At 56.6% G+C, this 23979-nt stretch carries 27 protein-coding genes and 1 tRNA gene; 14 read left to right on the forward strand and 14 right to left on the reverse strand.

Going from position 1 to position 23979, the window contains the following annotated elements; genetic code table 11:
- Positions 1 to 2 precede the first annotated feature (2 nt).
- Genes HZ995_RS02360 through HZ995_RS02370 form a run of 3 tightly spaced genes read left to right on the forward strand, consistent with a single transcriptional unit; the run spans position 3 to position 1431 of the window.
- Entirely contained in the window at positions 3 to 626 is a 624-nt protein-coding gene (locus HZ995_RS02360; protein WP_209357081.1) for a DUF6538 domain-containing protein, read from the forward strand.
- Positions 623 to 1261 carry a tyrosine-type recombinase/integrase gene (locus HZ995_RS02365; protein ID WP_209357082.1) on the forward strand — a complete coding sequence of 213 codons (639 nt, stop codon included), beginning with the start codon at positions 623 to 625 and terminating at the stop codon, positions 1259 to 1261. Before HZ995_RS02360 ends, HZ995_RS02365 begins: the two co-directional genes overlap by 4 nt.
- Positions 1258 to 1431, forward strand: coding sequence for a hypothetical protein (locus HZ995_RS02370; protein ID WP_209357041.1), 174 nt, complete (start codon positions 1258 to 1260; stop codon positions 1429 to 1431). Before HZ995_RS02365 ends, HZ995_RS02370 begins: the two co-directional genes overlap by 4 nt.
- Before the next feature lie 72 nt (positions 1432 to 1503).
- Here the strand turns inward: HZ995_RS02370 and HZ995_RS02375 are convergent, their stop codons facing one another.
- Complete coding sequence (locus HZ995_RS02375) at positions 1504 to 2823, reverse strand: MFS transporter (protein WP_209357083.1); 1320 nt, start codon at positions 2821 to 2823, stop codon at positions 1504 to 1506.
- An 8-nt stretch (positions 2824 to 2831) separates the two neighbouring features.
- Complete coding sequence (locus tag HZ995_RS02380) at positions 2832 to 3092, reverse strand: metal-sensing transcriptional repressor (RefSeq protein ID WP_209357084.1); 261 nt, start codon at positions 3090 to 3092, stop codon at positions 2832 to 2834.
- A gap of 56 nt (positions 3093 to 3148) precedes the next feature.
- Here HZ995_RS02380 and HZ995_RS02385 point away from each other — a divergent pair, with 56 nt between their 5' ends.
- The 4 genes from HZ995_RS02385 (at position 3149) to HZ995_RS02400 (ending at position 5203) form a co-directional block, all read left to right on the forward strand.
- Complete coding sequence (locus HZ995_RS02385; RefSeq protein WP_245168729.1) at positions 3149 to 3523, forward strand: hypothetical protein; 375 nt, start codon at positions 3149 to 3151, stop codon at positions 3521 to 3523.
- A gap of 88 nt (positions 3524 to 3611) precedes the next feature.
- The gene (locus HZ995_RS02390; RefSeq protein ID WP_245168791.1) at positions 3612 to 4307 is read left to right on the forward strand and encodes a HupE/UreJ family protein; all 696 of its coding nucleotides are present in this window, start codon (positions 3612 to 3614) and stop codon (positions 4305 to 4307) included.
- Positions 4308 to 4322: 15 nt separating this feature from the next.
- Positions 4323 to 4937 carry a transmembrane anchor protein gene (locus HZ995_RS02395; protein WP_209357086.1) on the forward strand — a complete coding sequence of 205 codons (615 nt, stop codon included), beginning with the start codon at positions 4323 to 4325 and terminating at the stop codon, positions 4935 to 4937.
- A gap of 77 nt (positions 4938 to 5014) precedes the next feature.
- Entirely contained in the window at positions 5015 to 5203 is a 189-nt protein-coding gene (locus HZ995_RS02400; protein WP_209357087.1) for a DUF1289 domain-containing protein, read from the forward strand.
- A 700-nt stretch (positions 5204 to 5903) separates the two neighbouring features.
- Here HZ995_RS02400 and HZ995_RS02405 read toward each other — a convergent pair.
- Entirely contained in the window at positions 5904 to 7355 is a 1452-nt protein-coding gene (locus HZ995_RS02405; protein ID WP_209357088.1) for a hypothetical protein, read from the reverse strand.
- On the opposite strand from HZ995_RS02405, the gene HZ995_RS02410 reads away from it, so the two are divergent.
- A complete protein-coding gene (locus HZ995_RS02410) occupies positions 7349 to 7756 on the forward strand; it encodes a hypothetical protein (RefSeq protein WP_209357089.1) in 408 nt (135 codons plus the stop codon). The genes HZ995_RS02405 and HZ995_RS02410 overlap by 7 nt on opposite strands.
- A gap of 387 nt (positions 7757 to 8143) precedes the next feature.
- Here the strand turns inward: HZ995_RS02410 and HZ995_RS02415 are convergent.
- A tRNA-Gln gene (locus tag HZ995_RS02415) sits at positions 8144 to 8218 on the reverse strand.
- Between the two features lie 105 nt (positions 8219 to 8323).
- Positions 8324 to 8782 (reverse strand): GatB/YqeY domain-containing protein, encoded by a 459-nt coding sequence (locus HZ995_RS02420; RefSeq protein ID WP_209357090.1) that lies wholly within the window; start codon positions 8780 to 8782, stop codon positions 8324 to 8326.
- A gap of 188 nt (positions 8783 to 8970) precedes the next feature.
- On the opposite strand from HZ995_RS02420, the gene carA reads away from it, so the two are divergent.
- Positions 8971 to 10131, forward strand: coding sequence for a glutamine-hydrolyzing carbamoyl-phosphate synthase small subunit (gene carA / locus HZ995_RS02425; protein WP_209357091.1), 1161 nt, complete (start codon positions 8971 to 8973; stop codon positions 10129 to 10131).
- A gap of 83 nt (positions 10132 to 10214) precedes the next feature.
- Positions 10215 to 12113, forward strand: a complete 1899-nt coding sequence (locus tag HZ995_RS02430) for a glycosyltransferase family 2 protein (RefSeq protein ID WP_209357092.1) — start codon at positions 10215 to 10217, stop codon at positions 12111 to 12113.
- Here HZ995_RS02430 and HZ995_RS02435 read toward each other — a convergent pair.
- A complete protein-coding gene (locus HZ995_RS02435; protein ID WP_209357093.1) occupies positions 12096 to 12734 on the reverse strand; it encodes a GntR family transcriptional regulator in 639 nt (212 codons plus the stop codon). The two genes, HZ995_RS02430 and HZ995_RS02435, sit on opposite strands and share 18 nt — an antisense overlap.
- A gap of 96 nt (positions 12735 to 12830) precedes the next feature.
- Between HZ995_RS02435 and HZ995_RS02440 the strand changes: the two genes are divergently transcribed.
- Together HZ995_RS02440 and HZ995_RS02445 are read left to right on the forward strand one after the other, a co-directional pair.
- Positions 12831 to 13475, forward strand: coding sequence for a pyrimidine 5'-nucleotidase (locus HZ995_RS02440; RefSeq protein ID WP_209357094.1), 645 nt, complete (start codon positions 12831 to 12833; stop codon positions 13473 to 13475).
- Positions 13476 to 13591: 116 nt separating this feature from the next.
- Entirely contained in the window at positions 13592 to 14791 is a 1200-nt protein-coding gene (locus tag HZ995_RS02445; RefSeq protein ID WP_209357095.1) for a UbiH/UbiF family hydroxylase, read from the forward strand.
- Positions 14792 to 14843: 52 nt separating this feature from the next.
- On the opposite strand, the gene HZ995_RS02450 is transcribed toward HZ995_RS02445, so the two are convergent.
- From HZ995_RS02450 to HZ995_RS02460, 3 genes are all read right to left on the reverse strand, one after another.
- Positions 14844 to 15968: an aminotransferase class V-fold PLP-dependent enzyme gene (locus HZ995_RS02450; protein WP_209357096.1), complete on the reverse strand. Its 1125-nt coding sequence runs from the start codon at positions 15966 to 15968 to the stop codon at positions 14844 to 14846.
- A gap of 92 nt (positions 15969 to 16060) precedes the next feature.
- Positions 16061 to 16516 carry an Lrp/AsnC family transcriptional regulator gene (locus HZ995_RS02455; RefSeq protein ID WP_209357097.1) on the reverse strand — a complete coding sequence of 152 codons (456 nt, stop codon included), beginning with the start codon at positions 16514 to 16516 and terminating at the stop codon, positions 16061 to 16063.
- Positions 16513 to 16968 carry an Lrp/AsnC family transcriptional regulator gene (locus tag HZ995_RS02460; RefSeq protein ID WP_209357098.1) on the reverse strand — a complete coding sequence of 152 codons (456 nt, stop codon included), beginning with the start codon at positions 16966 to 16968 and terminating at the stop codon, positions 16513 to 16515. Before HZ995_RS02460 ends, HZ995_RS02455 begins: the two co-directional genes overlap by 4 nt.
- A 140-nt stretch (positions 16969 to 17108) precedes the next feature.
- On the opposite strand from HZ995_RS02460, the gene ilvC reads away from it, so the two are divergent.
- Positions 17109 to 18131, forward strand: coding sequence for a ketol-acid reductoisomerase (ilvC, locus tag HZ995_RS02465; RefSeq protein ID WP_209357099.1), 1023 nt, complete (start codon positions 17109 to 17111; stop codon positions 18129 to 18131).
- A 60-nt stretch (positions 18132 to 18191) separates the two neighbouring features.
- Here ilvC and HZ995_RS02470 read toward each other — a convergent pair whose 3' ends face one another.
- Positions 18192 to 18656, reverse strand: a complete 465-nt coding sequence (locus tag HZ995_RS02470; RefSeq protein WP_209357100.1) for an SRPBCC domain-containing protein — start codon at positions 18654 to 18656, stop codon at positions 18192 to 18194.
- A gap of 284 nt (positions 18657 to 18940) precedes the next feature.
- Here HZ995_RS02470 and HZ995_RS02475 point away from each other — a divergent pair, with 284 nt between their 5' ends.
- The gene (locus HZ995_RS02475; protein ID WP_209357101.1) at positions 18941 to 19843 is read left to right on the forward strand and encodes a DMT family transporter; all 903 of its coding nucleotides are present in this window, start codon (positions 18941 to 18943) and stop codon (positions 19841 to 19843) included.
- On the opposite strand, the gene glmM is transcribed toward HZ995_RS02475, so the two are convergent.
- The 4 genes from glmM to HZ995_RS02495 all read right to left on the reverse strand — a co-directional run bounded on the left by glmM (position 19840) and on the right by HZ995_RS02495 (position 23834).
- Positions 19840 to 21183: a phosphoglucosamine mutase gene (gene glmM, locus HZ995_RS02480; protein WP_209357102.1), complete on the reverse strand. Its 1344-nt coding sequence runs from the start codon at positions 21181 to 21183 to the stop codon at positions 19840 to 19842. The genes HZ995_RS02475 and glmM overlap by 4 nt on opposite strands.
- Positions 21184 to 22194 carry a dihydropteroate synthase gene (gene folP, locus HZ995_RS02485; RefSeq protein ID WP_209357103.1) on the reverse strand — a complete coding sequence of 337 codons (1011 nt, stop codon included), beginning with the start codon at positions 22192 to 22194 and terminating at the stop codon, positions 21184 to 21186. It lies immediately after the preceding gene.
- A gap of 39 nt (positions 22195 to 22233) precedes the next feature.
- Positions 22234 to 23127: a dihydroneopterin aldolase gene (locus HZ995_RS02490; RefSeq protein ID WP_209357104.1), complete on the reverse strand. Its 894-nt coding sequence runs from the start codon at positions 23125 to 23127 to the stop codon at positions 22234 to 22236.
- 71 nt (positions 23128 to 23198) lie between these two features.
- Entirely contained in the window at positions 23199 to 23834 is a 636-nt protein-coding gene (locus tag HZ995_RS02495) for a cell wall hydrolase (protein WP_209357105.1), read from the reverse strand.
- Positions 23835 to 23979: the final 145 nt, after the last annotated feature.

Below are 23979 nucleotides of genomic sequence, written 5' to 3' on the forward strand. Positions count from 1 at the left end.
AGATGTCAGCACAGATCCGCTATGCCTATCTGAAAGGTCAGACTTGGCTCTATCGCCGCAACTACCCAAAGGATGTTGCTGCCCTCCTGGGCCAGAAGGCCCTCAAACAATCCCTGAAGACCGGAGACCTCAAGCTTGCTCGGAAAAGGGCGGCAGAGGTCAACACCCAGTACGAGAAGACTGTCGAGGAGGCCCTCTCTGGCGCTCTCTTGCTGCCTTCCTCCTCTGGATGGTCCCGCCACTCGGAAGAGGCTCTCGCTCGTCTACGTGACAGTCTGCAGCACTCTGAGCAAGCCGGCTTCGTGAAGAAGATCGCAAAGGACACGACTGTGGAGAGTGCCTCTCGCCGTTATTTGCACCGACGTATCCGCGAACTCCGGCCCGGTGGCTTTAAGAGTGTTCGTTACTCCGTGGAGCTCTTTGCCTCCAACCACGGAGAGAAGAAGCTCTCGGAACTGATGAAGGAGGACGGGAAGGAGTTCCTGTCCCTCATCTCGAAGCTCAGTGCCAACATCGGGAAGTCCCAGACAACGCGGGGCCTCTCGCTCGATGCAGCAGTCACGTGGTCGATGGGTCGAAGAGATCACATCACGGGCGCACCCAGAGACGTATCTGGGCACAGGTGAACCAGTGGCTCACGTGGTGTGTCTATGAGGACTTACTGGAGGCCAATCCCTTTGCGCATGTTCGCTTCGAAGCCAAGATCCGTCCTCAGCCCTATGCTGTGCCAACGGATGACGAGGTGAAGAAGCTCCTTGGTGCGAGAGAGCATATCATTGCTGATGTGATGAAGCTCTGTCTCTTCTCTGGGATGCGAGCGGGTGAAGCAGCAGGGCTCCTAGCGGAGGACATCGTGGACAAGGGCCCAGCAGGGCTCTTCTTCCATCTTCGTCCCAACCACCTGCGTCTTCTAAAGACCGAGGCGGCAGAACGGTGGGTTCCGGTGCATCCTGAGCTACTGGCATTGTTGAAAAATACACAAGGACCGCTCTTTCCGGACCTCACGGTGAACGACATCACCAAGCGCTTTGCTTTACTTCGGAAAAGGCTGAAGATCGAGAGACCTGGTCTGGTGTTCCACAGCGCCCGCAAGTGGTTCATAACTCAGTGCGAAAGAACTGGAGCTCCAGAGCACTTCACTGCCAGTATTGTAGGACACTCAGCGGCTCGTTCTGAGAACGGGATCACCTACTCGCTCTACTCAGCAGGCATCTCGGATCAGCAGAAGCGCGACTTAGTGGACAGGGTCGCTGCACCATGATCCCTGATATCGAAGCCTTCGAGGAACGCGCTGCCATTGCTGAGTACGATGGCGGGCTTACCAGAAAGCGCGCTGAGGATGTCGCGGCTCAGGGACAGGGCTTTCCAACACGGCAGGACTACTGGGCTTGGCTGGCAGAGTATGTGCTCAACGAGAGGCTACCACCGTGATCACATCTCCGTCCGGGCGAAAGCTCGGGCGGGGACCTTCTCTGTTTTTTTGTCGATAACGTGGCTACCAGATTAAAAGTGAGTGTCCCAACGTGGATGCTTCTCATCGATGATCAGAGCATGGCTATGTGTGCGTTGTCCTTTAAGGTGTGGATGGTCGATTGGCAGATTTTTGTGCGTATGTTGGAAAACCGATGGATCTCCTGATGGCCAAACTAATAGAGCAACAGTTATGCCGCAGATCGCAATAATCGCGAGACCCACCAATGCGACAACGCTGCCATGTTGAGTAACTAGCCAGCCTGATAGTGGATAAGTCAGTAGCCAACATGCATGGCTCAGAGCGAATTGTGCTGCGAAAATTGCGGGTCGATCAGTAGAGTGCGCGGATCTCTTGAGCAAGCGCCCAGATGGCGTGAGTACCGCTGAGTAACCAATACCTGCTGAAGCCCATGCAACCAACAAGGCCACCCAAGTTAGTCCGAAAAGCGAAACCTCCAATGCGAGACAAAGGAGAGTTAAAACCATCACCGTTGCCCCACCGATCATAACTGCCCTATCGGAGAAGCGGTCAAGAAGGCGAGGGAGCGAGAATGCTGAAATAATCGATCCGGTACCGAAGGCGAACATTGTCCAGGCCAAGGCGCTCTCGGAAAGCTCGAGCGAACCTCGAACCAGCACCACAGAATTCACCAGTACCATGGCTCCAACTGCTGCAGCAGCGAGATTCAGAGCAAGCAGCCCGCGCAGCCTAGGTGTAGCCAAATAGATACGGATGCCGCGTGTCGTGCGGTCGTAGATGCCACGAGGCTCGGATGACTTCGGGCTTGGCAGCATCACCGAAACCACCAGCAGTGCCGAGGCTGCAAATCCGACAACCGTGCCTAGAAAAAGTGAATTGTAGCTCATCACCGCCAGCAGCAGCGCAGCCAGTGTCGGACTGACGATGTTTTCGAAGTCGTAAGCCAGGCGCGAGAGTGACAGCGCGCGGGTGTAGCGGCCTTCTTCCGGCAGCACGTCCGGGATAGTCGCCTGGAAGGTCGGCGTGAATCCTGCCGAGGCCGATTGCAGCAGGAAGATTAGCACGTAGACCTGCCAGACCTCAGTGACGAAGGGCAAACAAAGCGCAGCGCACACGCGTACCAAATCGAGACCAACAAGCAGCGCCCGGCGGTTCACCCGATCGGCGAAGGCCCCCGCGATTGGCGCGATTCCGACATAGGCCACCATCTTGATGGTGAAGACCGTGCCCAGCACCATTGCCGCTCCGTCGCCCGCGAGGTCGTAGGCCAGCAGCCCGAGTGCCACCGTCGCGAGCCCGGTGCCCAGCAGAGCCACGACCTGTGCGAGGAATAAGTGACGGTAGGTGCGGTCGGCGAGGATTTCCAGCATCGAGGATCTCAAAGGTAGCGGGCGATGACCTTCAGCTCATCGCGGTCCGCAGAGGATTGGTCTTCGTCCAGGCAGTGATCCATATGGTCGTGGATCAGGGCCCGCTTGGCATTGACGACAGCCTTTTCAACCGCTTGCAGCTGCTGAGCGATATCGAGACAGGGTTTGCCGTCTTCGATCATCGCGATCACCGACCGCAAATGACCGTCAGCGCGTTTCAGCCGGGCAATCAGAGCAGGATGGCTTGCATGGACATGGGGTTTTGTCATAGAACAATGATATCCCCCCTAGGGGGATAGAGCAAGACGGTCTCAGGAGAGGCCGCGTGGCTGAGCGGGCAGATTTAATGAAAGCAATTGTGGCATATGGACGGACGGCGTTTGCGACGCTCCTGTGCCTGTCGCTGACCGTCTGGTCCGTGTTGCCGACTACAACGCACACACCTGAAGTGTATGAGACAATCCAGGACCATCTGGAAATGATCGAGGATCATGGCCATTCGCACGGGTTTGAAGAGGACCTCTACTGGGCCATGCACGGCCACAGTCACGATGTGGCAGACCATGATCACAATCAGGCATTTCTCTCAAAAGGACCACGTACGGATCCGACCGCAGCAATCAGTGAAATATGGTTGAGTCTGTCTGCGTTCAGCGGGCCGTCTCGTCAGTTCCGAATAGACCGACCTCCGCGCGCATGATCGGCGTGGCTTTGCCACGAAGCACTCGATCACATTCAATTCAAAGCGGAGTAACTCCATGAAGACCCTCACTCGGGGCCTCAGTCGCATGTCAACGCGTCTTGCCCTGTTCATTCTCACAACCCTGCTGTTTTCTACCAGCGCTGCCCTCGCCCATGACGTCACCCCCGGTGACGCGGGCTATATCCAGGAAATCTGGGGGGTGCATATCATCCCGTTCATTTACCTCGGCGCAAAGCACATGATCACCGGGTATGACCATATCCTGTTCCTGCTGGGCGTCGTGTTCTTCCTCTACCACATGAAGGACGTGGCGATTTACGTCAGCCTGTTCGCCATCGGGCATTCGGTCACGATGCTTCTTGGCGTCTGGTTCGGCTGGGGCATCAATGCCTATATCATCGACGCCATCATTGGCTTGTCGGTGATCTACAAGGCGCTCGACAACCTTGGCATGTTCCAGAAGTGGCTGGGTTTTCAGCCCAACACCAAGGCAGCGACGCTGATCTTCGGGCTGTTCCACGGCACGGGTCTTGCATCGAAAATCCTTGAATACGAAATTGCCCCGGACGGGCTGCTTGCCAACCTTCTGTCGTTCAACGTGGGCGTCGAGGTCGGCCAGCTTCTGGCGCTCTTCGTCATTCTAATCGTGATGGGATACTGGAGGCGCAACCCGAACTTCCTGAAACAAGCCGCTTATGCCAACTGGATCATGGTCGCGCTCGGGGCCTGGCTGACCTATATTCAGATCGCCGGTTATATCACCTTTCCGCAACAAGCCTAATCGTGGAGATCACCCATGTACAATGCACCACAACCCAAACTCGAAGATCTTCCCAGCAAGAGGCAGCTTCGCAGGTCGTCCATCATTGCCGGTATCGGCGCGGTCTTTATCGGCGTGGCCGTCTATATGCCCGCTGAACTGGGTCAGGATCCGACGGGTGTCGGCTCCCTTCTGGGCCTCACCGAAATGGGCGAGATCAAACAGCAACTGAAGGCAGAAGCTGCAGCCGATGCGGAAACGCACAGCGAACTCGAGCCTTCGCTGCTCGACGACATCTTAGGGCTTTTCGTCTCCAGCGCCTACGCGCAGGAGGCCTGGCAAGATTCGATCACGTTCACCTTGGAGCCCGGCGAATACACCGAGACCAAGGCCATTATGGAGGAAGGTGCAACCCTCTTCTATGAGTGGAGCTCGACCGGCGGGCGGGTGAATTTCGATTTGCATGCCCATGCGGGTAGCGATGCTGTCACATACGAAAAGGGCCGTGGCCAGACAGAAGGAACAGGTAGCTTCGAGACACCATTCGCCGGTAATCACGGCTGGTTCTGGCGCAACCGAGACGAAGAGGCGGTGACTGTAACTCTACTTTTACGTGGCGACTACAGCGCAATATTAAGTGAAGAAAAATAGAGAGAACAAGGCGCGCCTGGAATACTGGGCGCGTCTGCTTAGCTGTTTTTCAGTTCCTTTGGCAATCGTGTGCACAAATGAAAAAACGTAAGAGCCCGTGTATCGATGTTTGTGACTTTTCTGGCCAAAGTGGCTGGTGTCTTGGGTGCGGCAGAACACGAACGGAGTGCGCAAGATGGAAAAAAATGAAGCCTTACGAAGCGAAACTCATTGAAAAAGAACTACCTCGAAGGATTGCGAAAGTAGCCGCGAAAAACACTGAGTAGTAGTGAGTTTGGTGACAGAGATTTCTGCCGCAACCCGCGTCTTGGCCTGGCAAAAAACTCAAGGTTCGTGATCATCTGCTGCAAGCAAAAGAATATCATTCAGTTTCACTTCCTTCACCACGCTCTTGCAGATAGCGCTTTTCGTTCTCAATCGCCCAAACTTTGCACGCATTTTCTCCAGAAGTAGCTTAGTTCCTTCGGCTGTTTCACTACCCCCCCACTACTCCTTCTTCCTTCTTCCTCTCCTATCTCCCATTACTGGTACCTATTAGGAGAGAGCACTCACCCACGTACGGAGGGAGCTACAGACAGCGCCTCCAAGAGTAGGCCAGGAGAGCCCTACGAGAAGGCCCACAGAGAGGGCCAGAGAGGCTTCCTAAGGTATGGCTGGGATGTCGCTGCGCCCCTGTCGCTAGCTCCCTAGGAAATGCCCCCGAAAGTGCCCCAGTTTGCTAGGTGCTGGAGGAAAGCCGAAGAACGGTATCGAGAAGCAAGGTATCCTACCACCCCAGCCATCTTCCTTTCTTGAGTGTTTGCTAGGTCCGGTCTGGCCGTAGTGGCCCGGAATGCCCCCGAAAATGCCCCTAGGCGGGTGCTCTCTCCAGAACACCCAGCGCGCCTCACTCTCGGGACCTAGGAAGCTACCCACTTAGGGAAGGGTGCATACTGCAGGGAAATAGGTACCAGTAATGGGAGATACCTAATAGATACCTTCCTTCCAGCTATCCCTATTTAGGAAGGTCTCATACCTATCATGGTATCCCTGGGTCCTCTCTCGCTGTCCTGGAAGGACCTCGTCGTAAAGAGGATCGGGAAAGATCTCACCTCTTTCGATAGTCGTGGGGAAAGGGGTGCCTGTGAGGTACGTTGTGGTGTCGTCCATGAAGCCTAGGAGGCGGTCGAGGTGTTGGGACTGGACGATGAAGCTGTCGTGGATGGGGAGAACGACAATCCCGTCCTGATACAGGTGGCAGACGAGGTTGAACGCAATCTCGCTATCCTCGAACATCAGTCGGATCCCCTGATCACTGCAGAGGCAGTCCTCGAGTTGTGGGTGCTTTCGAACGAACAGGCCGAGAGCGTAACGTAGTTGGTCGTTGGTCAGCTTCTTGGCTGGGTGTCCAGTAGGATGAGTGGACCGGAACGAGCTGAAAGCAGCGTTCTCATTGCTCGCATTGATTGCTGTTAGGACAAGCAACTTCAGCAGAGAACGTTGATCCTCGCACTCCTCAGGGAAAGCCAATGCTCCGACGTCGTAGGGATCACCTTCGAGCAGAACCCCTTTCTCCTTCGAGAGGATAGCAACGTGCAGTCCGCGAAAGTCCACTTCGACGGTTGGGCTGTCGTCTATGTGGATCTGTCTTCGATACGCTTTCGGCAGTTGTTGCCACCACCCACCGTAGAGGCGTCCGTTCAGTCGCCAGCTACTGCGAGAGAACACGCGTCGAACACAGAAGTCCCTTCCTCCGACAGGCAGTAGCTTCGTCGTTCCTGCCAGCGGTCCATCGGTGATGTCGATCTCCACTCTTGGGTCTTCGAGACCGGGACAGTCAATGAAAGTAGACCAGAGAAGCTCGTTGTAACTACGCAGATGATCACGCGTCCTGACGATCTCAGGTGTGTCTTCGTACTCGATGTCCTTGCCCTCAGCGTCTCTAAGGACGACAAGCTCTTGCTCAGCCGGGGCTTCCAGATACTGCACAGGTACTTGGACCCCTTCGAACATCTCCTGCAGCGGGCGTGCTGAGATGATGCGAGAGGTCCGGTTTCCACGTGAGTTGGGACCTGAGTAACTTCCCTTCGAAAGGACGATGAGGCCTTCTTGTTCCAGAGCATGAACGAGCTCAGGGATGACGTTGGAAAGGTGGAGGGCATTGTATCGAGAGTTGGTCTTCCAGCCACCCCTTCGCATTCTCACGCCGATAGAGAGGGTTGGGTCTGTTTTCCAAGCAACATACAGATCCAGTACGAGAACGTGGAGTTGGTCTTTAAATCGGCGCTTGGGCTTCGGACCTCTGCCTGCCGGATTGCGATAGGGCTGAAAGGCCCCCAACTCCCAAATCTTTTCTGTAACTTCGCGAACTCGGGGATGCTCCGACCATCTATGCACGTCCAGCGGTCGCGAGTGTTTGGGGTTGAGGGCCAATGTCATCGTTCCTGGAATTCTCCAACTCCTTAAATTTAGTAATCTTTGCATCGGTATTGACCAAGAAAATATTGTATATTCAAATCAAAGAAGCGCCGCTAACTTCCACTTGGAGGAAAATCTTGCCAGAATTTAAGAAACACGATCTGGATGTCGCCTGGGAGAGGATCGAGGCACGCAGAGGTAAAGCTAGCTTCAACTTCCGTGACATTACATCAATTTTCGCAAAGTATTATGAAGACAGACGCTACTGTGCCAACAGGGCGCGAGAACTGGGCGAAAAAATAGCAGAGTGTGTGAGTGACCCGGAAAACGACCTGTTTCCCATAGAGTTCGTTGGATTCACAGAAGATAATACACCCATAAAAAACGGTTCTCACGCAATCATTTACAAATTCAAGGATTAAGCACCGCCTCCTAGGCTTCATGGACGACACCACGACGTACCTCACAGGCACCCCTTTCCCCACGACCATCGAAAGAGGTGAGGTCTTCCCCGATCCCCTTTACGATGAGGTCCTTCCTGGACAGCGAGAGAGGACCCAAGGATACCATGATAGGTATGAGATCTTCCTAAATAGGGATAGCTGGAAGGAAGGTATCTATTAGGTATCTCCCATTACTGGTACCTATTTCCCTGCAGTATGCACCCTTCCCTAAGTGGGTAGCTTCCTAGGTCCCGAGAGTGAGGCGCGCTGGGTGTTCTGGAGAGAGCACCCGCCTAGGGGCATTTTCGGGGGCATTCTGGGCCACTACGGCCTGACTGCACCTAGCAAACACTCAAGAAAGGAAGATGGCTGGGGTGGTAGGATTCGAACCTACGGTACACTGTACCAAAAACAGTTGCCTTACCACTTGGCTACACCCCAACGGTGAGCGGCTGAATACGATGTGATCTGCCTAGGCGCAAGACCTGAATCGTGAAAATTTGGAGCCGACAGAGATTTTTTTCTACGGCTCGAAATTCAGTCTGCTCAAAGCTGGTTCAGACGCTCTTTCACCATCGGTCCCGCTTTGGCGAAATCGATCTGGCCAGTGTATTTGGATTTCAACGCGCCCATGATCTTGCCCATGTCGCGGATCGAGCTCGCGCCGACGGCCGAGATCGCTGTGTCGATGGCGGAAACGACTTCGGTTTCCTCCAGCTGACGCGGCAGGAATTCTTCGATCACTTTGATTTCTTCGAATTCACGCTCTGCCAGATCCAGACGACCGCCCTCTTCATAGGTGCGCGCGCTTTCCTGGCGCTGTTTCACCATCTTGGCGAGGATTTTCAGGATATCATCGTCGCTGGCCCCCTCCTCGCGGCCTTCGCCACGCAAAGAGATGTCCATGTCTTTAATCGCTGCATTGATCAGTCGCAGGGTCGACAAGCGCTCTTTGGCCTTGTCGCGCATGGCTTGCTTCAAAGCCTCATTGATCGTGTCACGCATGTTTGCCCACCTTTTGATGCGTCTCAGATACGAAGCTTGAACCATAGAAGAAAGCAAAGGTCTGTGCAACTTGTGAAGAAAAAAGCTAAGTTATTGTATTTCAACACTTTCTACTTTCACCCCAGACCTTGACGCCCGGTGGGTTCAACCTTAGTTTCCCGACAATTTGTCAGCCCGGAGACTCGCCCATGACCCTTGCGTCCACTTCAGCACCGACTGCCTGCCTTGCTATGGCCGATGGAACCCTGTTTTACGGACGCGGATTTGGCGCAACCGGCGAAACGGTCGCGGAACTCTGTTTCAACACAGCAATGACCGGCTACCAAGAGATCATGACCGACCCATCCTATGCGGGCCAGATCGTGACGTTCACCTTCCCACACATCGGCAACACGGGCGTCACCCCAGAGGATGACGAGACCGCTGATCCGGTCGCGGCGGGCATGGTTGTAAAATGGGACCCAACCGAGCCATCCAACTGGCGTTCCACCGGACATCTGTCGGACTGGCTCGCGTCTCGCGGCCGCATCGCCATCGGAGGCGTCGACACCCGCCGCCTGACCCGCGCGATCCGTCAAGCGGGTGCGCCGCATGTGGCGATTGCGCATGATCCTGAGGGCAAGTTTGACACCGACGCTCTGGTCGCAAAGGCGCGCGAATTCGTGGGGCTAGAAGGACTGGATTTGGCCAAAGAGGTGACCTGCGCGCAGAGCTACAAATGGGACGAAATGCGGTGGGCTTGGCCTGAGGGCTACACGCGTCAGGAAAACGCACGCCACAAGGTCGTCGCGATCGATTTTGGTGCAAAACGCAATATTCTGCGGTCTCTGGCGTCAGCGGGCTGCGATGTGACCGTTCTGCCCGCAACCGCGACCGCCGAAGAAATCCTCGCGCACAGCCCAGACGGTGTTTTCCTGTCCAATGGTCCCGGCGACCCAGCAGCGACTGGCGAATATGCCGTGCCCATGATCCAAGAAATCCTGAAAGCAGACCTGCCGGTCTTTGGCATTTGCTTGGGCCACCAGATGCTGGCCCTGGCGCTTGGCGGTCAGACCATCAAAATGAACCACGGCCACCATGGCGCGAACCATCCGGTCAAGGATCACGAAACCGGCAAGGTCGAGATCACCTCGATGAACCACGGTTTCGCGGTCGACAGCGCCACCCTGCCTGATCACGTCATGGAAACGCATACATCGCTCTTTGACGGCTCTAACTGCGGCATCCGCATCAAAGACAAGCCGGTCTATTCCGTGCAGCACCACCCAGAGGCCAGCCCGGGCCCGCAGGACAGCTTTTATCTGTTTGAGCGTTTCGCAGCCTATATGGACGAGGCAAAAGCGGCCTGACCCGCGCGAATTCTCGTAAAACTTTAAGCATTCGGTAATTTTTCGCCTCCAGACTAGCGACAGCACTCTGGAGGCGAAGTTTTATGGGCTATCAAAACGCAGCCCTCTCAGACCTGGCGCAACGCGCGCATAACGATCCGCATCTTGGCGCTGGTCGGCGATTGCTCGAGGCGGGGCACATAAGCTCTCTACAGTTCTTCTACGCGAAACAACGCCTCAAGGTCTGGGACACCAGCTTAACGGACGTTCTGATCTCCAATGGGTGGATCACAGAAACCCAGGCTCTTGTGGCCTTGGCGGCAGAGCTTCAGACCGAGGTGATCGACCTTGGACAAGCACCACCTGACCAGCGTCTCAAACAATTTCTACGACCCGAGATGTGCCTGAAACACGCAGTCGTGCCATGGATTGAGACGCCGGGGCAGCTGATCCTGGCCACAAGTCGGCCTGAAAAGTTTGAGCGCCTTCGCCCCCATTTGCCCGCCAATATCCGTCTGCCCAAAATGGTTTTGGCCAAGGAGCGAGACATCCAGAATGTGGTGGCCCAGATGCACGGAGCCTCTCTGACGCGGGCCTGTGAGACGCGTTTGGCAAAAGCGCTAAGCTGCCGAGGCTGGGCGCAGACACTCTGGCTTCGTTTGGCCTGTGTCGCGACGCTTTGCTTGGCGATGACTGCTTTGTTCTACATTGCCCCAGAGTTCAGTATCAGCTTGTTGGTTCTGTTGACCATGGGTTTTCTCTTGATTGGTATTGCGATGAAATGCGTGGCCTTGGCCGCCAGCAGACAGGCCACTCCCGCGCTTGAGAAAAAGGCACAAAAGCGCTCAGGTCGTCTGCCTAGAATCTCTGTTCTGGTGCCGCTTTTCAAAGAAACCGAGATCGCGGACGCCCTGATCCACAGGCTCCGCGCGCTCACCTATCCGCGGGCACTTTTGGATGTCGTGCTGGTGCTCGAAGAAAAAGACCTGCTTACACAGGACACGCTTGCACGCACGACTTTGCCGCAGTGGATGCGCGTTGTGAAAGTGCCTCAGGGTAGCAGGCTTACCACCAAACCCCGCGCCATGAACTATGCCCTGGATTTCTGCCGAGGCGACATCATAGGTATCTGGGACGCCGAAGATGCGCCGGACCCGCGCCAGCTTGAAACTATCGCCGCGCATTTTGCCAATGCCGCACCGGATGTGGCCTGTGTGCAGGGGATTCTGGACTATTATAATCCCGAAACCAACTGGATCTCACGCTGCTTTACGCTCGAGTATTCAATGTGGTTCCGCATTATACTGCGCGGCATGGCCCGCATTGGTGTGCCGATCCCACTCGGTGGTACAACGCTTTTCATGCGCCGAGATGTCCTGGAACGTATTGGCCGGTGGGACGCGCATAACGTCACCGAAGACGCGGACCTCGGCATCCGTCTGGCGCGATTTGGGTATCGCACCGAACTGTCCCTCACTGTCACCCAAGAAGAAGCTACCTGCCGCTTTCGGTCCTGGGTTCGACAAAGGTCGCGTTGGCTTAAGGGCTATATGATCACCTATTTGGTGCATATGAAACGTCCGGGCCGTCTGCTGCAATCTCTTGGGCTCGGACGGTTCATCGGGCTCAATGTCATCCTTCTCGCGGCCCTTATGCAGTTCCTGCTTGCGCCAGTTCTGTGGTGTTTCTGGCTTTTGGCCTTTGGTCTGTCAGAACCGCTGGGTCTCGCAGATTTGTCGCCGCATCTTTTAGGGGCCTCAATGGTGACCCTTGGGGCCGCAACCCTCATTGATTTCACGATCGCAGGCCTCTCGATGCGGGGTCAAAACAGGCGAGGCCTGATCCCTTGGGTCATCTGCTTTGTGATCTATTTCCCAATGGCGACGATTGCGGCCTATAAGGCTCTATTTGAGCTGATCTTTCGGCCATTTTTCTGGGACAAAACCACCCACGGGCAAACCGCCGAAGGCCAGACTGCGGGGTATTCAGCTGTCAGCACTTAGTTTGATGCGTGTTTCAAAAGCCTCGGAAATATGACTTTTGAGCGCCCGATAGGCGCCATCCTCGTCGCGGTTGGCGATAGCCTCAACTATAGCCGCATGCTCTTGCAACGCCACAACGCCCCGCCCTTCCACCGCCAAAGACGTGGTCGCCATCAAGGCCATCGTGCGGTGAACCAGATCCAATTGCTGCACCAGATACCGGTTGTGGGACGCCAGATGGATCATTTTGTGAAACCGCCGGTTCGCGCGGGACAGAGCCGTGGGATCGTCGACAATTGCTTTGTCTTCTTCGACCATGTCGCGCAGCACTTTAACCTCTTCGACCGCCGCATGGCGCGCAGCCAGCCGTGCCGCAAGACCTTCGAGTTCGGTACGCACCAGATAAAGCTCCGAAAGTTGGTTGTGATCTAGGGATGCGACAATCAAGCTCCGCCCATCGCGCGCCAGCAACGATTGTGTTTCCAACCGCTGCAAGGCCTCGCGGATTGGCGTGCGCGACACCCCAAAGCGCTCTGCCAGATCGCTTTCAACCAAACGATCCCCTGGCTTATATTCGCCATGATCAATCGCCTCCAAAATCAGCGAATAGGCGTCCCGGGTTTGCCCGCGGTTTTGGCTCATGGTGTCTCTCCTCAGAATGCGACAGACTATGCATCCCCTTGATTAACTTGCAAGGGACAGATTGACACCGCGCCCAAGCCTCCTAGGGTCTCGCACATGCCAAAACACGCTTTCTCTCATGTGACCACCTGGGTCTTTGATCTGGACCACACGCTTTATCCGCCCGAAATGAGGCTTTTTGATCAGATCGAAGACCGCATGACCCGCTATGTCATGCGCGAAGTCGGCGTAGACCAAGCCGAAGCCGACCGCCTTCGCGCCACCTATTGGCGCGACTACGGCACCACGCTTGCTGGCCTCATGCGTGTTCACGATATTGATCCTGATCCCTATCTGCACGAAGTCCACGATATCGATTTCTCCGTGCTCGATCCCGATCCGCAACTGGCCGACATGATCACAAGTTTACCGGGGCGCAAGATCGTCTACACCAATGGCTCAGCCCCCTATGCGCGCAACGTTCTCGCAGCTCGCGGGCTCAGCGCCCCTTTTGAAAAGATCTATGGCATTGAACACGCTGGATACTTTCCGAAACCGGAACGCATCGCCTTTGAAACTGTATTCTCCAAAGACGGGCTGGACCCAACGAAAGCCGCCATGTTCGAAGACGATCACCGCAACCTGAAGGTTCCACACGAAATGGGTCTAAAAACCGTTTACGTCGCACCAGACGCCAAAGACGAACGACACCTCCAGCACCACACAAACGACCTTGGTGCGTTCCTAAGCCAGCTTCTCTGACCAGCATTCATCTTGCCCGAAATACTCAAATCCAACATGGGCTGCACGCGCAGCGGCAAGTTGCCTCTTTCCCGCCCCGCGCAACAAGCCTAGATATCAGGCAAAGAGGAGTGCCCATGAGCGCGCAGCATTTCGATATCGTGATTTCGGGCGGGGGCATCGCTGGCCTGACCGCAGCAGCCGCTTTGGCGCAAGCGGGTTTCACCGTGCAATGCCTTGATCCCGCGCCTCCAATCACGGACCGCGAGACCAAAGGCGCGGATATGCGCACCACGGCATTCCTGCAGCCTGCACAGGCATTGCTCGAGCGCGCCGGGCTCTGGTCGCGGCTCGAGAACCACGCCGCAGCGCTTCAGGTCATGCGGATTGTGGACGCGGGGGGAGAAACGCCCAAAGCGCGGATCGTCAAAGAATTCAATGCATCCGAAATTTCGGAGAAGCCGTTTGGCTGGAACCTGCCCAATTGGCTCTTGCGCCGCGAAATTGTGGCGCATCTTCAAACCCTGCCTAATGTGGATCTGCGTCTGGGCACAGGCACCAAAGCACTGTTCACACGAGCCGCCGAAGCCCGCGTCACCCTCAGCGATGACGGCGTCAGCACCTGCAAACTCGTGATCGCCGCCGATGGGCGAGGCTCTCCGATGCGCGAGGCGGCCGGTATTCCAGTGCGCACCACGCGCTATGGCCAGAAAGCCCTGGCCCTCGCGGTGACCCACCCTATTCCCCATGAAAACGTCTCAACCGAGATCCACCGAACAGGTGGTCCCTTCACGCTGGTACCGCTTCCAGACCGCGAAGGCCTGCCCTGCTCTGCGCTGGTATGGATGGAGCGCAGCGCCAAGGCGCAGGCCCTCTTTGCTCTGAACGATCAAGAATTTGAAGAGGCGATGACAACGCGCAGCGCGGGTCTCTACGGACCTCTCAAGCTGGCCTCGCAACGCACTATTTGGCCGATCATCAGCCAAGTTGCTGCACGTATGTCTGGTGAACGCATCGCTCTGATCGCAGAGGCTGCACACGTCGTGCCGCCGATCGGGGCGCAGGGGCTCAATATGTCCTTGGCTGACCTTGGCGCTCTGTTGGATCTGGCACAGACCTCGCCGGATTCACTCGGAAGCCGCGACATGCTGGACGCCTATCATCAGAAACGCCATGGCGACATCAGTCTTCGGGTGCGCGGCATCGATATGCTGAACCGCGCCTCGATGGTTGAAGCTCCGCTTTTACGCGACGCGCGTGCTATGGGGCTTAATGCGCTTTACGGGCTGGCCCCGGTGCGCAAAACACTCATGCAAATGGGTCTTGGTGTGCGGTAAGACGGTTTGCGTGGCAAACCGCCTGTTGAGTATTTAGAGCAAGATGAAAGCCCTAGAGCACCTGATCCAAGGCCGCCTTTAGGCGCGCTACGGTGGCGTGCACATCATAGAGCTTGTCCAGACCAAAGAGCCCAAGCCGGAAGGTCATGAAGCCCTCTGGCTCATCACATGCCAATGGCACGCCTGCCGCGATCTGCATACCTAAAGCGCTGAATTTGCTCCCGTTTTGGATGGCCGGGTCGTCTGTGTAGCTGACCACGACTCCCGGTGCTCCGAACCCTTCGGCGGCGACAGAGGTCACGCCCTTGCCCTTGAGCATCGCGCGCACCTGATTGCCAAGTTCCCATTGAGCCTCGCGCAATTTTTCAAAGCCGTAGTCCCGCGTCTCTAGCATCGTATCGCGGAAGGCTTTCAGCGCATCGGTCGGCATGGTGGCGTGATAGGCATGGCCGCCGCCCTCATAGGCCTGCATGATGCCATGCCATTTTTTGAGATCGATGGCGAAACTGTCGCTTTCGGTCTGATCCAGCCGCGCCAAGGCGCGTTCGCCCATCATCACAAGACCAGCCGACGGAGACGCAGACCACCCTTTTTGCGGCGCCGAGATCAGCACATCAACGCCGGTCGCCTTCATGTCGACCCAGGCGCAACCCGATGCGATACAATCCAGTACCATCAGGGCACCGACCTCATGAGCCGCGGCTGCCATGGCCGTCACATAGTCATCAGGCAGGATCACACCTGCTGAGGTCTCCACATGCGGTGCAAAGACCACATCCGGCTGCTGCTCGTGGATCTTGGCCACCACCTCTTCGATTGGAGCAGGTGCGAAGGGTTCGGTGATGCCATTGCCGGTTTGGCGTGCCTTCATCACGGTGCTTTCGGCGGCGAAGCCTCCGGCTTCAAAAATCTGGCTCCAGCGGTAGGAGAACCAGCCGTTGCGCACCACAAGCGTTTTGGCATCGCGGGCGAACTGACGGGCGACGGCTTCCATCCCGTAGGTGCCACCGCCGGGGATCAGGGCCACCGCGTCGGCATTGTAGACCTCTTTTAGCATTCCCGAGATGTCGCGCATGACTTGCTGAAAACTCGCGGACATGTGGTTAAGTGAGCGGTCAGTGAAGACCACGGAAAATTCGTCCAAGCCGTCGGGATCAATCGTGTTCAGCAATGCCATAGGTTCCTCCGAAATCATCTTCTTAGATATAGTGGCGGCCAAACTCCAAGCTGCCTAGGGCTAAATCGACGCATTCTTGGTTTGGATCAGACCTAAAGCGGTCCGGGCCTGCGCTCTTCGCTAAGCAGCACATTGGCTTCGACATCCCCCACCCCAGGCAGTGTCATAATCCGGCGACGCAGCACACGTTCGAAATCAGCGATATCGCGGGCGGTGACGCGCAGGCGATAGTCATACATGCCCAGGACGTGTTCGACCCGCTGCACTTCGGGGATAGCGGTTACGGCGCGCTCGAAATCATCAAGGCTCACGCGGCCTTTGGTAGCGAGCTTGACGCCAAGAAAGACGGTCACGCCAAAGCCCAGTTTCTCGCGATCCAGATCGAGGGTGCGCCCAGCTAGGATGCCCTCGGACTCTAACCGTTTGATGCGACGCCAAGTAGCTGGCTGGCTGAGGTCAAGCTTCCGCCCCAAGGCACCCGCAGATTGGGTGGCGTCTTCGCTGAGAGATTTGATCAGCGCGCGGTCGATGTCGTCCAGATCGATCATAGCGGCAGACTTTCTTCGGCTTTGATGCGGGCGACATGCATCAAGGCTTCAATGTCAGCGATATGGGGTAAGGCGAGGATCTCGTCGCGGTAGATCTGTTGATAGTGCGGCATGTCCCGCGCAATCACGGACAGACGCACATCGACACGACCGAGGAAGGTCTGAATCTCGATGACTTCGGCGATCTCGCGGGCTGCTTCGATGAAATCGTCAAAGGCGCGGGTCTGGGTTTTGTCGAGTGTCACGCGCAAAGACACCTCGACCTCAAAGCCCAATGCGCGCCAGTCGATGACCGCGCGGATGCCGCGCAGGATACCTGCCTCGCGCAGACGTTCCAGCCGCCGCGTAAGCCGCGAGGCGGTGACGCCCAAAGCGTCAGCGAGATCAGGAATCGACTGATCCGGATTGAATTGCATGCGCCGTAGAATGCGGCGATCGAGATCGTCAAGCATGAATACGTCATTATTTTAAATTTCTGCGAATGAACAGCGCATAATGAAGTGCAATTACGTGTAAAACGCACTCGAAACCCTCTCAATCCCCCCTATGCTGGCGTCAATTCAACCCCCGATGGGACAATGAGGAGAAAATCATGCGCGTATATTATGACCGCGATTGCGATGTGAACCTGATCAAAGAAGCCAAGGTTGCTATCCTGGGCTATGGCTCTCAGGGCCACGCACATGCACTGAACCTGCGCGACTCTGGCGCGAAGAACGTTGTTGTTGCTCTGCGCGAAGGCTCTGCGTCTGCAGCGAAAGCCGAAGCAGAAGGCCTGCAAGTTATGGGCATCGCCGAAGCGGCTGCATGGTGCGACGTCATCATGTTCACCATGCCCGACGAACTTCAGGCAGAAACCTATAAGAAATACGTCCACGACAACATCAAGCCAGGCGCAGCCATCGCGTTCGCCCACGGCCTGAACGTGCACTTTGGCCTGATCGAGCCAAAAGAAGGCGTCGACGTGATCATGATGGCGCCAAAAGGCCCAGGTCACACCGTGCGTGGCGAATACACCAAAGGTGGCGGCGTGCCTTGCCTGGTGGCAGTCAACACCGACGCAACCGGCAAAGCGCTGGAAATCGGCCTGTCCTATTGCTCCGCAATCGGTGGCGGTCGTTCCGGCATTATCGAAACCAACTTCCGCGAAGAATGCGAAACCGACCTGTTTGGTGAACAAGCTGTTCTCTGCGGTGGTCTGGTCGAACTGATCCGCTGCGGTTTCGAAACTCTGGTCGAAGCAGGTTATGCGCCTGAGATGGCCTATTTCGAATGTCTGCACGAAGTGAAGCTGATCGTGGACCTGATCTATGAAGGCGGCATCGCGAACATGGACTACTCTATCTCTAACACTGCAGAGTACGGTCAGTACGTCACCGGCCCACGCATCCTGAAGTACGACGAAACCAAAGCGCGCATGAAAGAAGTTCTGGAAGACATCCAGTCTGGCCGTTTTGTCCGCGACTTCATGCTGGAAAACCAGGTTGGTCAGCCAACCCTGAAAGCGTCCCGCCGTGCAAACGACGAGCATATGATCGAAGAAACCGGCGCGAAACTGCGTGGCATGATGCCATGGATCGCGGCTGGCAAAATGGTCGACAAATCCAAGAACTAAGTCGGAGTTCTTCCGATTGCTCAGGCCTCGCCTTTTGGCGGGGCCTTTTCTTTTGCCGCGTCAGGCCAAAAGCTCGGCCACGCTCTCGGTATAGCATTTGCCAAGAACATAGTCCCAACCACCTAGATACATATCACGACGCTTAAAGGCCTCTGGACCCCAGACGCGCCAGCCGCCATGCACCAGTGTGACTTTGCATTTGCCAAGCGGTGCGTTTTGAAAGCTGACGTCCAGCTTGGTCGCCATTTTGGATCCGTGTCCCGGATGCCAAGACGCCACAAAGCGTGCGCCCGGCGTGATTTCCATCACATGCCCCCAGACTGTGGCTGAACCGTCGAATTTGGTTTCAGTGATGGCCCCTCCGGGCTGCGCATCAACATGGACCGCTAGAGGGACCTGACCCTGCGCACCCGAGACCGAATGTTCCCTAACGGGCCACCAGCGATCTAAATGAAGGACGAAAATATCAAAGGCCGTCGCTGCGTCGCACTCGACGAGGACTCTCTTCTGTATCGGTGAAGGCATAATGGTCTCCTTCTAATTTTCACATGCAATCCCTACACTTAGGCCATCGCCCGCGTCTTTCGGTGATACACGTTCAAATCTGCGCTGCGCTCAATTTTGTTTTCAACTATGGTACGCAATCCATTTTTAAAATCAACCTAAAGCTTAATTTTTGGGCGACGGTGTAACAATTGGTTGAATCGAGTTGATTGCCAACTGACTTCAAGAGAGCGGTTTCACACAGGAAACTTGCTTGACGCCACTCTGAAACAGGCAGAACGTGCGCGGGAATTTATGAGGGTACGATGCCGGACATTCCCGTCAAATATTGGATCATGGTGGCCACGCTTGGGTTTGTCTGGGGATCGACTTTTCTCCTGACAGAACTGGCGATCGAAGACCTTTCGCCGCTATGGTTGGCGACCAGCCGTATCTGTCTTGGGTCTGTCCTCTTGACGCTCTTTTGGGGATTGCGCGGCTTCAAACTCTTCCCCGAAGAAAGCGCTTGGGGGCGCATGACTTTCGTTGCGATTTTCAGCTCGGTCGTGCCCTTCTTTCTGATCGGCTGGGGGCAACAATATGTGACCTCGGGCTTTGCAGGGATCAGCATGGCGGCAATCGCGCTGATGATTCTGCCCCTCGCGCATGTGTTCTTGCCAGATGAAAAGATGAACCTGCGAAAGGTCTTTGGTTTCGTCGTGGGCTTTATTGGCGTGGCCTTTTTGATGGGCGGCGATGTGCTGGCCTCATCCGGCAGCTCGATGGAAACGTGGGGGCGGTTCTCCCTGCTCGGTGCGACTGCGTGCTATGCAGTGTGTTCCATCGTGCTGCGCAAAATGCCTGCAGCGGATCCGGTTGGCCTGTCCGCTGTGCTTTTGCTCATTGGTGCGGCGGTCATTCTTCCGATTGCTCTGATCGTCGAGGGCCTGCCTCCTGCGATTCCGCAAGACACGTTGATCGTGATCGCCGTGCTTGGACTGATCCCGACGGCAGCCGCAAACCTTTTGCGCGTGCGCGTGATCCGCGAGGCGGGGTCCACGTTCATGAGTCTCGTGAACTATCAGGTGCCCGTCTGGTCCGTGGTCATGGGCGCGCTCATTCTTGGCGAGCCTCTGCCCGCTACCATGCTCCTGGCGCTCTTGCTGATCCTCTCGGGCGTCGCAGTGTCACAATACGGCGCCCTCAAACGGATGTTCACGCGCAGCTAGACGCTCGCGGCCACTTCTGAAACGATGCCGTCCACCACGTGCTCGAGCAGCACCGGATCTTCGCATTCCGCCATGACGCGGATCAGAGGCTCGGTGCCGGACTTGCGGATCAAAAGGCGGCCATAGCCGTTCAGCTTGGTTTCCGCATCCGCAATGGCTTTTTGGACCTGAGCCACCTCAAGCGGATCCTGCCCAGCGCCGTAGCGCACATTCTTCAGAAGCTGAGGAACTTTGTCGAAGTTCTGTGTGAGTTCACTCGCAGGGCGACCAGTTTCCACCATGGCCGCAAGGAACTGAAGCCCCGCCAGAAGGCCATCGCCCGTTGTTGCATAGTCGGTCATCACGATATGGCCCGATTGTTCGCCCCCAAGGTTGAACCCACCTTGACGCATGCGTTCAACCACATAACGGTCTCCCACCTTAGTGCGTTCCAGTTTCAGGCCGCGTGCCTGTAAGAACCGCTCTAGCCCAAGGTTGGACATGACCGTTGCAACCAGCGTGTCACTGGCCAGTTTCCCAGCACCAGCCCAGCGGTCCGCCAATAGCGCCATGATCTGGTCGCCATCCGCGACCATGCCGTCTTCGTCCACGATCATCACGCGGTCCGCGTCGCCATCCAGCGAAATGCCGACATGGGCATTGTGGCGCACCACGGCTTCGCTGATGGTGGCCGGATAGGTCGAACCGCATTTGTCGTTGATGTTATAACCGTTCGGCGAGACGCCGATCGAAACGACTTCGGCGCCCATTTCCCACAAGGCTTCTGGCGCTGCACGGTGCGCCGCACCGTTTGCGCAATCAACAACCACCTTCAGACCGCTCAAGGGCAGCGAAGAAGGCAGCGAGCTCTTTACACGCTCGATATAGCGGAAGCGGCCGTCATCGATCCGTTTCGCGCGGCCGATATGTTGGGCCTGCGCGGGCTCAACGCCCTCAAATACCAGCCTTTCGATTTCGGCTTCGGCTTCGTCGGAGAGTTTGAACCCATCAGGCCCAAAGAACTTGATGCCATTGTCACAGGCCGGGTTGTGGCTGGCGGAAATCATCACACCAAGGTCAGCGCGCATCGAGGTGGTCAGCAGACCAACCGCCGGAGTCGGCACTGGACCCAGCAAAAAGACGTTCATGCCCGTAGAAGTCAGACCCGCCGTCAAAGCATGCTCAAACATATAGCCTGACAGCCGCGTGTCCTTGCCGATCACTACACGGTGCGCGTCGGATTTGTCTTTGCGGAAGTACCGCCCCACGGCCGCGCCAATCTTAAGCGCCATTTCGGCGGTCATCGGATAAGTATTCGCGGTCCCACGCACCCCGTCGGTGCCAAAGAGCTTTCGTGTCATTTAATTCGTCCCTTTCGTCACCGCTTGCCAAAGCGTGAGCGCCTGCGTGGTCTCGGCCACGTCATGCACGCGAAGAACCTGCACGCCCTGCGCCACGCCTGCCAAAGCGACGGCCACGGAGCCGGGCATCCGGTCGTGGGCGTCTTCGGTTTTGCTTAATGTCCCAATAAATCGTTTGCGTGACGCACCGAGCAAAATCGGGCAGCCCAGGCTGTGAAACAGGCTGAGCCGCGCCAAAAGCGCGAGGTTATGCGCCAGAGTCTTGCCAAAGCCGATGCCCGGATCGACCAGAATTTGATGTCTTGGAATGCCGAGGCTGGTCAGATAGCCGACCTGCGCCTCTAGAAAATCATAAACGTCGAGCAGCACGTCGTCATAGGTCGGATCATCCTGCATCGTGGCCGGATCCCCCTGCGCATGCATGACACAGACCGGAGCGCCCGCCTCTGCGGCGAAGGGCGCGAGGTCTCCGTCCCAGGTAAAGCCCGAAACGTCGTTGATCAGCGTGGCACCTGCCGACAGAGCTTCGCGTGCGACGGGCGCTTTGCGGGTGTCGATGCTAATTGGCACGTCGGATTGCGCTGTGACCGCGGCGATCACAGGTGCTGTGCGCGCGATTTCCTCGACCACAGCCACATGACCTGCGCCCGGGCGGGTGGATTCGCCGCCGATATCGATGATGGTCGCGCCTTGGTTGGCCATCTCGGCCACCCGCGCGATGGCCGCATCGGGAGCGTTAAATTCGCCGCCATCCGAGAAACTGTCAGGCGTTACGTTCAGGATGCCCATGACCTGCGGTGCGGCCATATCAAGGCCTGCCAAAGTCCCGCGCGGCTCCGTCATCCGCGCAAGCGCCTCTTCCGTCGCTTGGGCCGCAGGGATGACTTCGGGCGATTGCCCACGTCGCAAAACCTCGATCTCAGAAAACCACGCCCAGCCTCCGGCGAGGTCAAAGGCACCTTTAGGGCGGGCCGCATCAACTTGCGGTATGGCTCGGTAATAGGTCTTCATATCTTTTGCATGTGCGATCAAACGCGCTGTGGCAAGCGCTCAGAATTCGCTTTGATCCAGTGTTACAGTCTGTGTGGGAATTGTGTGGGTCATCGGCAACGTGTCGCCGAAACAAATCATCCGGGAAGCCTGCCATTGTTCAGCAAACCAACACGCGAGTGCTTTTGGGGCAGGATCAGGTGAGTCGGTCGCGTCTAAAACCAACTTCGAGGGCGCCCAGACCACAGAAAGCTGGTTCTTCATCGCCCAATCCAATTCCGTCCGCGTGCCCGCAACGGTCAAAGCAAGGTACTCTGCCGATAGGCGCCACGCGGCCTGTTCGATCTCTAAAAGGTCGATATTGAGCTGCGCCCGTTCCAGATCCACGGCCTCACGGTCCTTAGGCAAATCCAGGCAAAGAACCATCGGCGCATCCAAAGCATCAAGCTGCGCAATCCAGGACGAGATATGCGGCGACGACAGGGCAGCATTACTCAGAAATGCAACAACCGGAGCACGCGCGGCCGCGACCGGCCCATCCCCCTGCCCCGGCACACGTTCGATTTCCACGCCCAGCGCGCCGTTGCCTTTGTCGAGCTTTTGGATACGCACAAAAACCCGCATCGCCAGCGGTTCCGCCAATATGCGATCCGCAATCCGCTCGGCCAGCGTTTCCAGCAGGTTCAGACGTTCGGCTGCCAGCTCATGCTCAATCGCCCAAGTGATCCGGTCATAAGACAGGATCAAATCCACATCATCGCCAAGATCTGCTTCGGGTGCCGCAACCTCGACCACGACGTCAAAACTAAGCCGCTGTTCCATATCCCGCTCAGCTTGAAAGGCTCCTATTTCCACCGAGACAATATGGTCGCGCAGAGACAGGCGATCATGCACGCCTTCGGGCGCGGTCGCCTTGGCACGGGCTTCGGGATGATCAAAGGCGGATGCGCTCATGGGGGCTCCTGAAATGATTTGCGCCGCTATAGCAGCGGCGCACCATCAGAACCAGAGCGGAAACCCTACCTTTAGTTTTGTGAAAGACGGGTGGCGCGGCGATAGAAGTGGTGCTGGCCCACAGTGGCCGTGCGCGTAAACTGGCGCGCCCAGGCAGGGTTCACATATTTAGCATGGTAAAACGTCGCCCCATCGGTCAGATCCCGAGGTCCACCATTCAGCATAATATGCGCGATCTTGCCCATGCGTTCATAGGCACGTTGATCCGTGATCGTCTCAGCCAGACCGTCGCAGGTGTAGGAAAACTGGCACCGGTGCTTGCGACCGGTACCTTGGTTGATCACCTTGCAGACGGTGTTCGGGAAGCGGCGGCTTTCGGCGCGGTTCAAAATGACCTCAGCAACAGCGAATTGACCAGCGGTGCTTTCGCCACGCGCTTCAAAGTAAAGCGCCTCAGCCAGGCACGCCCACTGCTTGTCGCCTTCCAGAAACGGCTGCGCGTCGATCCACTCGATGGTGCGTTCTACAGGCTGTGCGCCGCGTTTGTTGCGGAACAGCAAAAAGCCCTTCAGCCTGTCACCATTCAGCAAAGCCATACGGGATTGTTCGACCGCGAGGGCCTGCTCAAGCGGGGAAGCCGGTGTGTCTGCTGCAACCGGAGTTGCCAGCAGCGCAAGGGCCATAATTGCATTTCTAAAGATGCGCATTGCACTCTCTCATATAGAAATGCCGGATCCTCCCCAGGTCCGGCCAGACATCGAAGCGGTTTACAGAAAAGCCCGTGACGGGTCTAGCCCCGTGACAATTTCGCACAGTTTTTGAGCGATTTGTGTGACTTGTTAAATCAAAACA

Source organism: Cognatishimia activa, from assembly GCF_017798205.1.
GTDB lineage: Bacteria > Pseudomonadota > Alphaproteobacteria > Rhodobacterales > Rhodobacteraceae > Cognatishimia > Cognatishimia activa_A.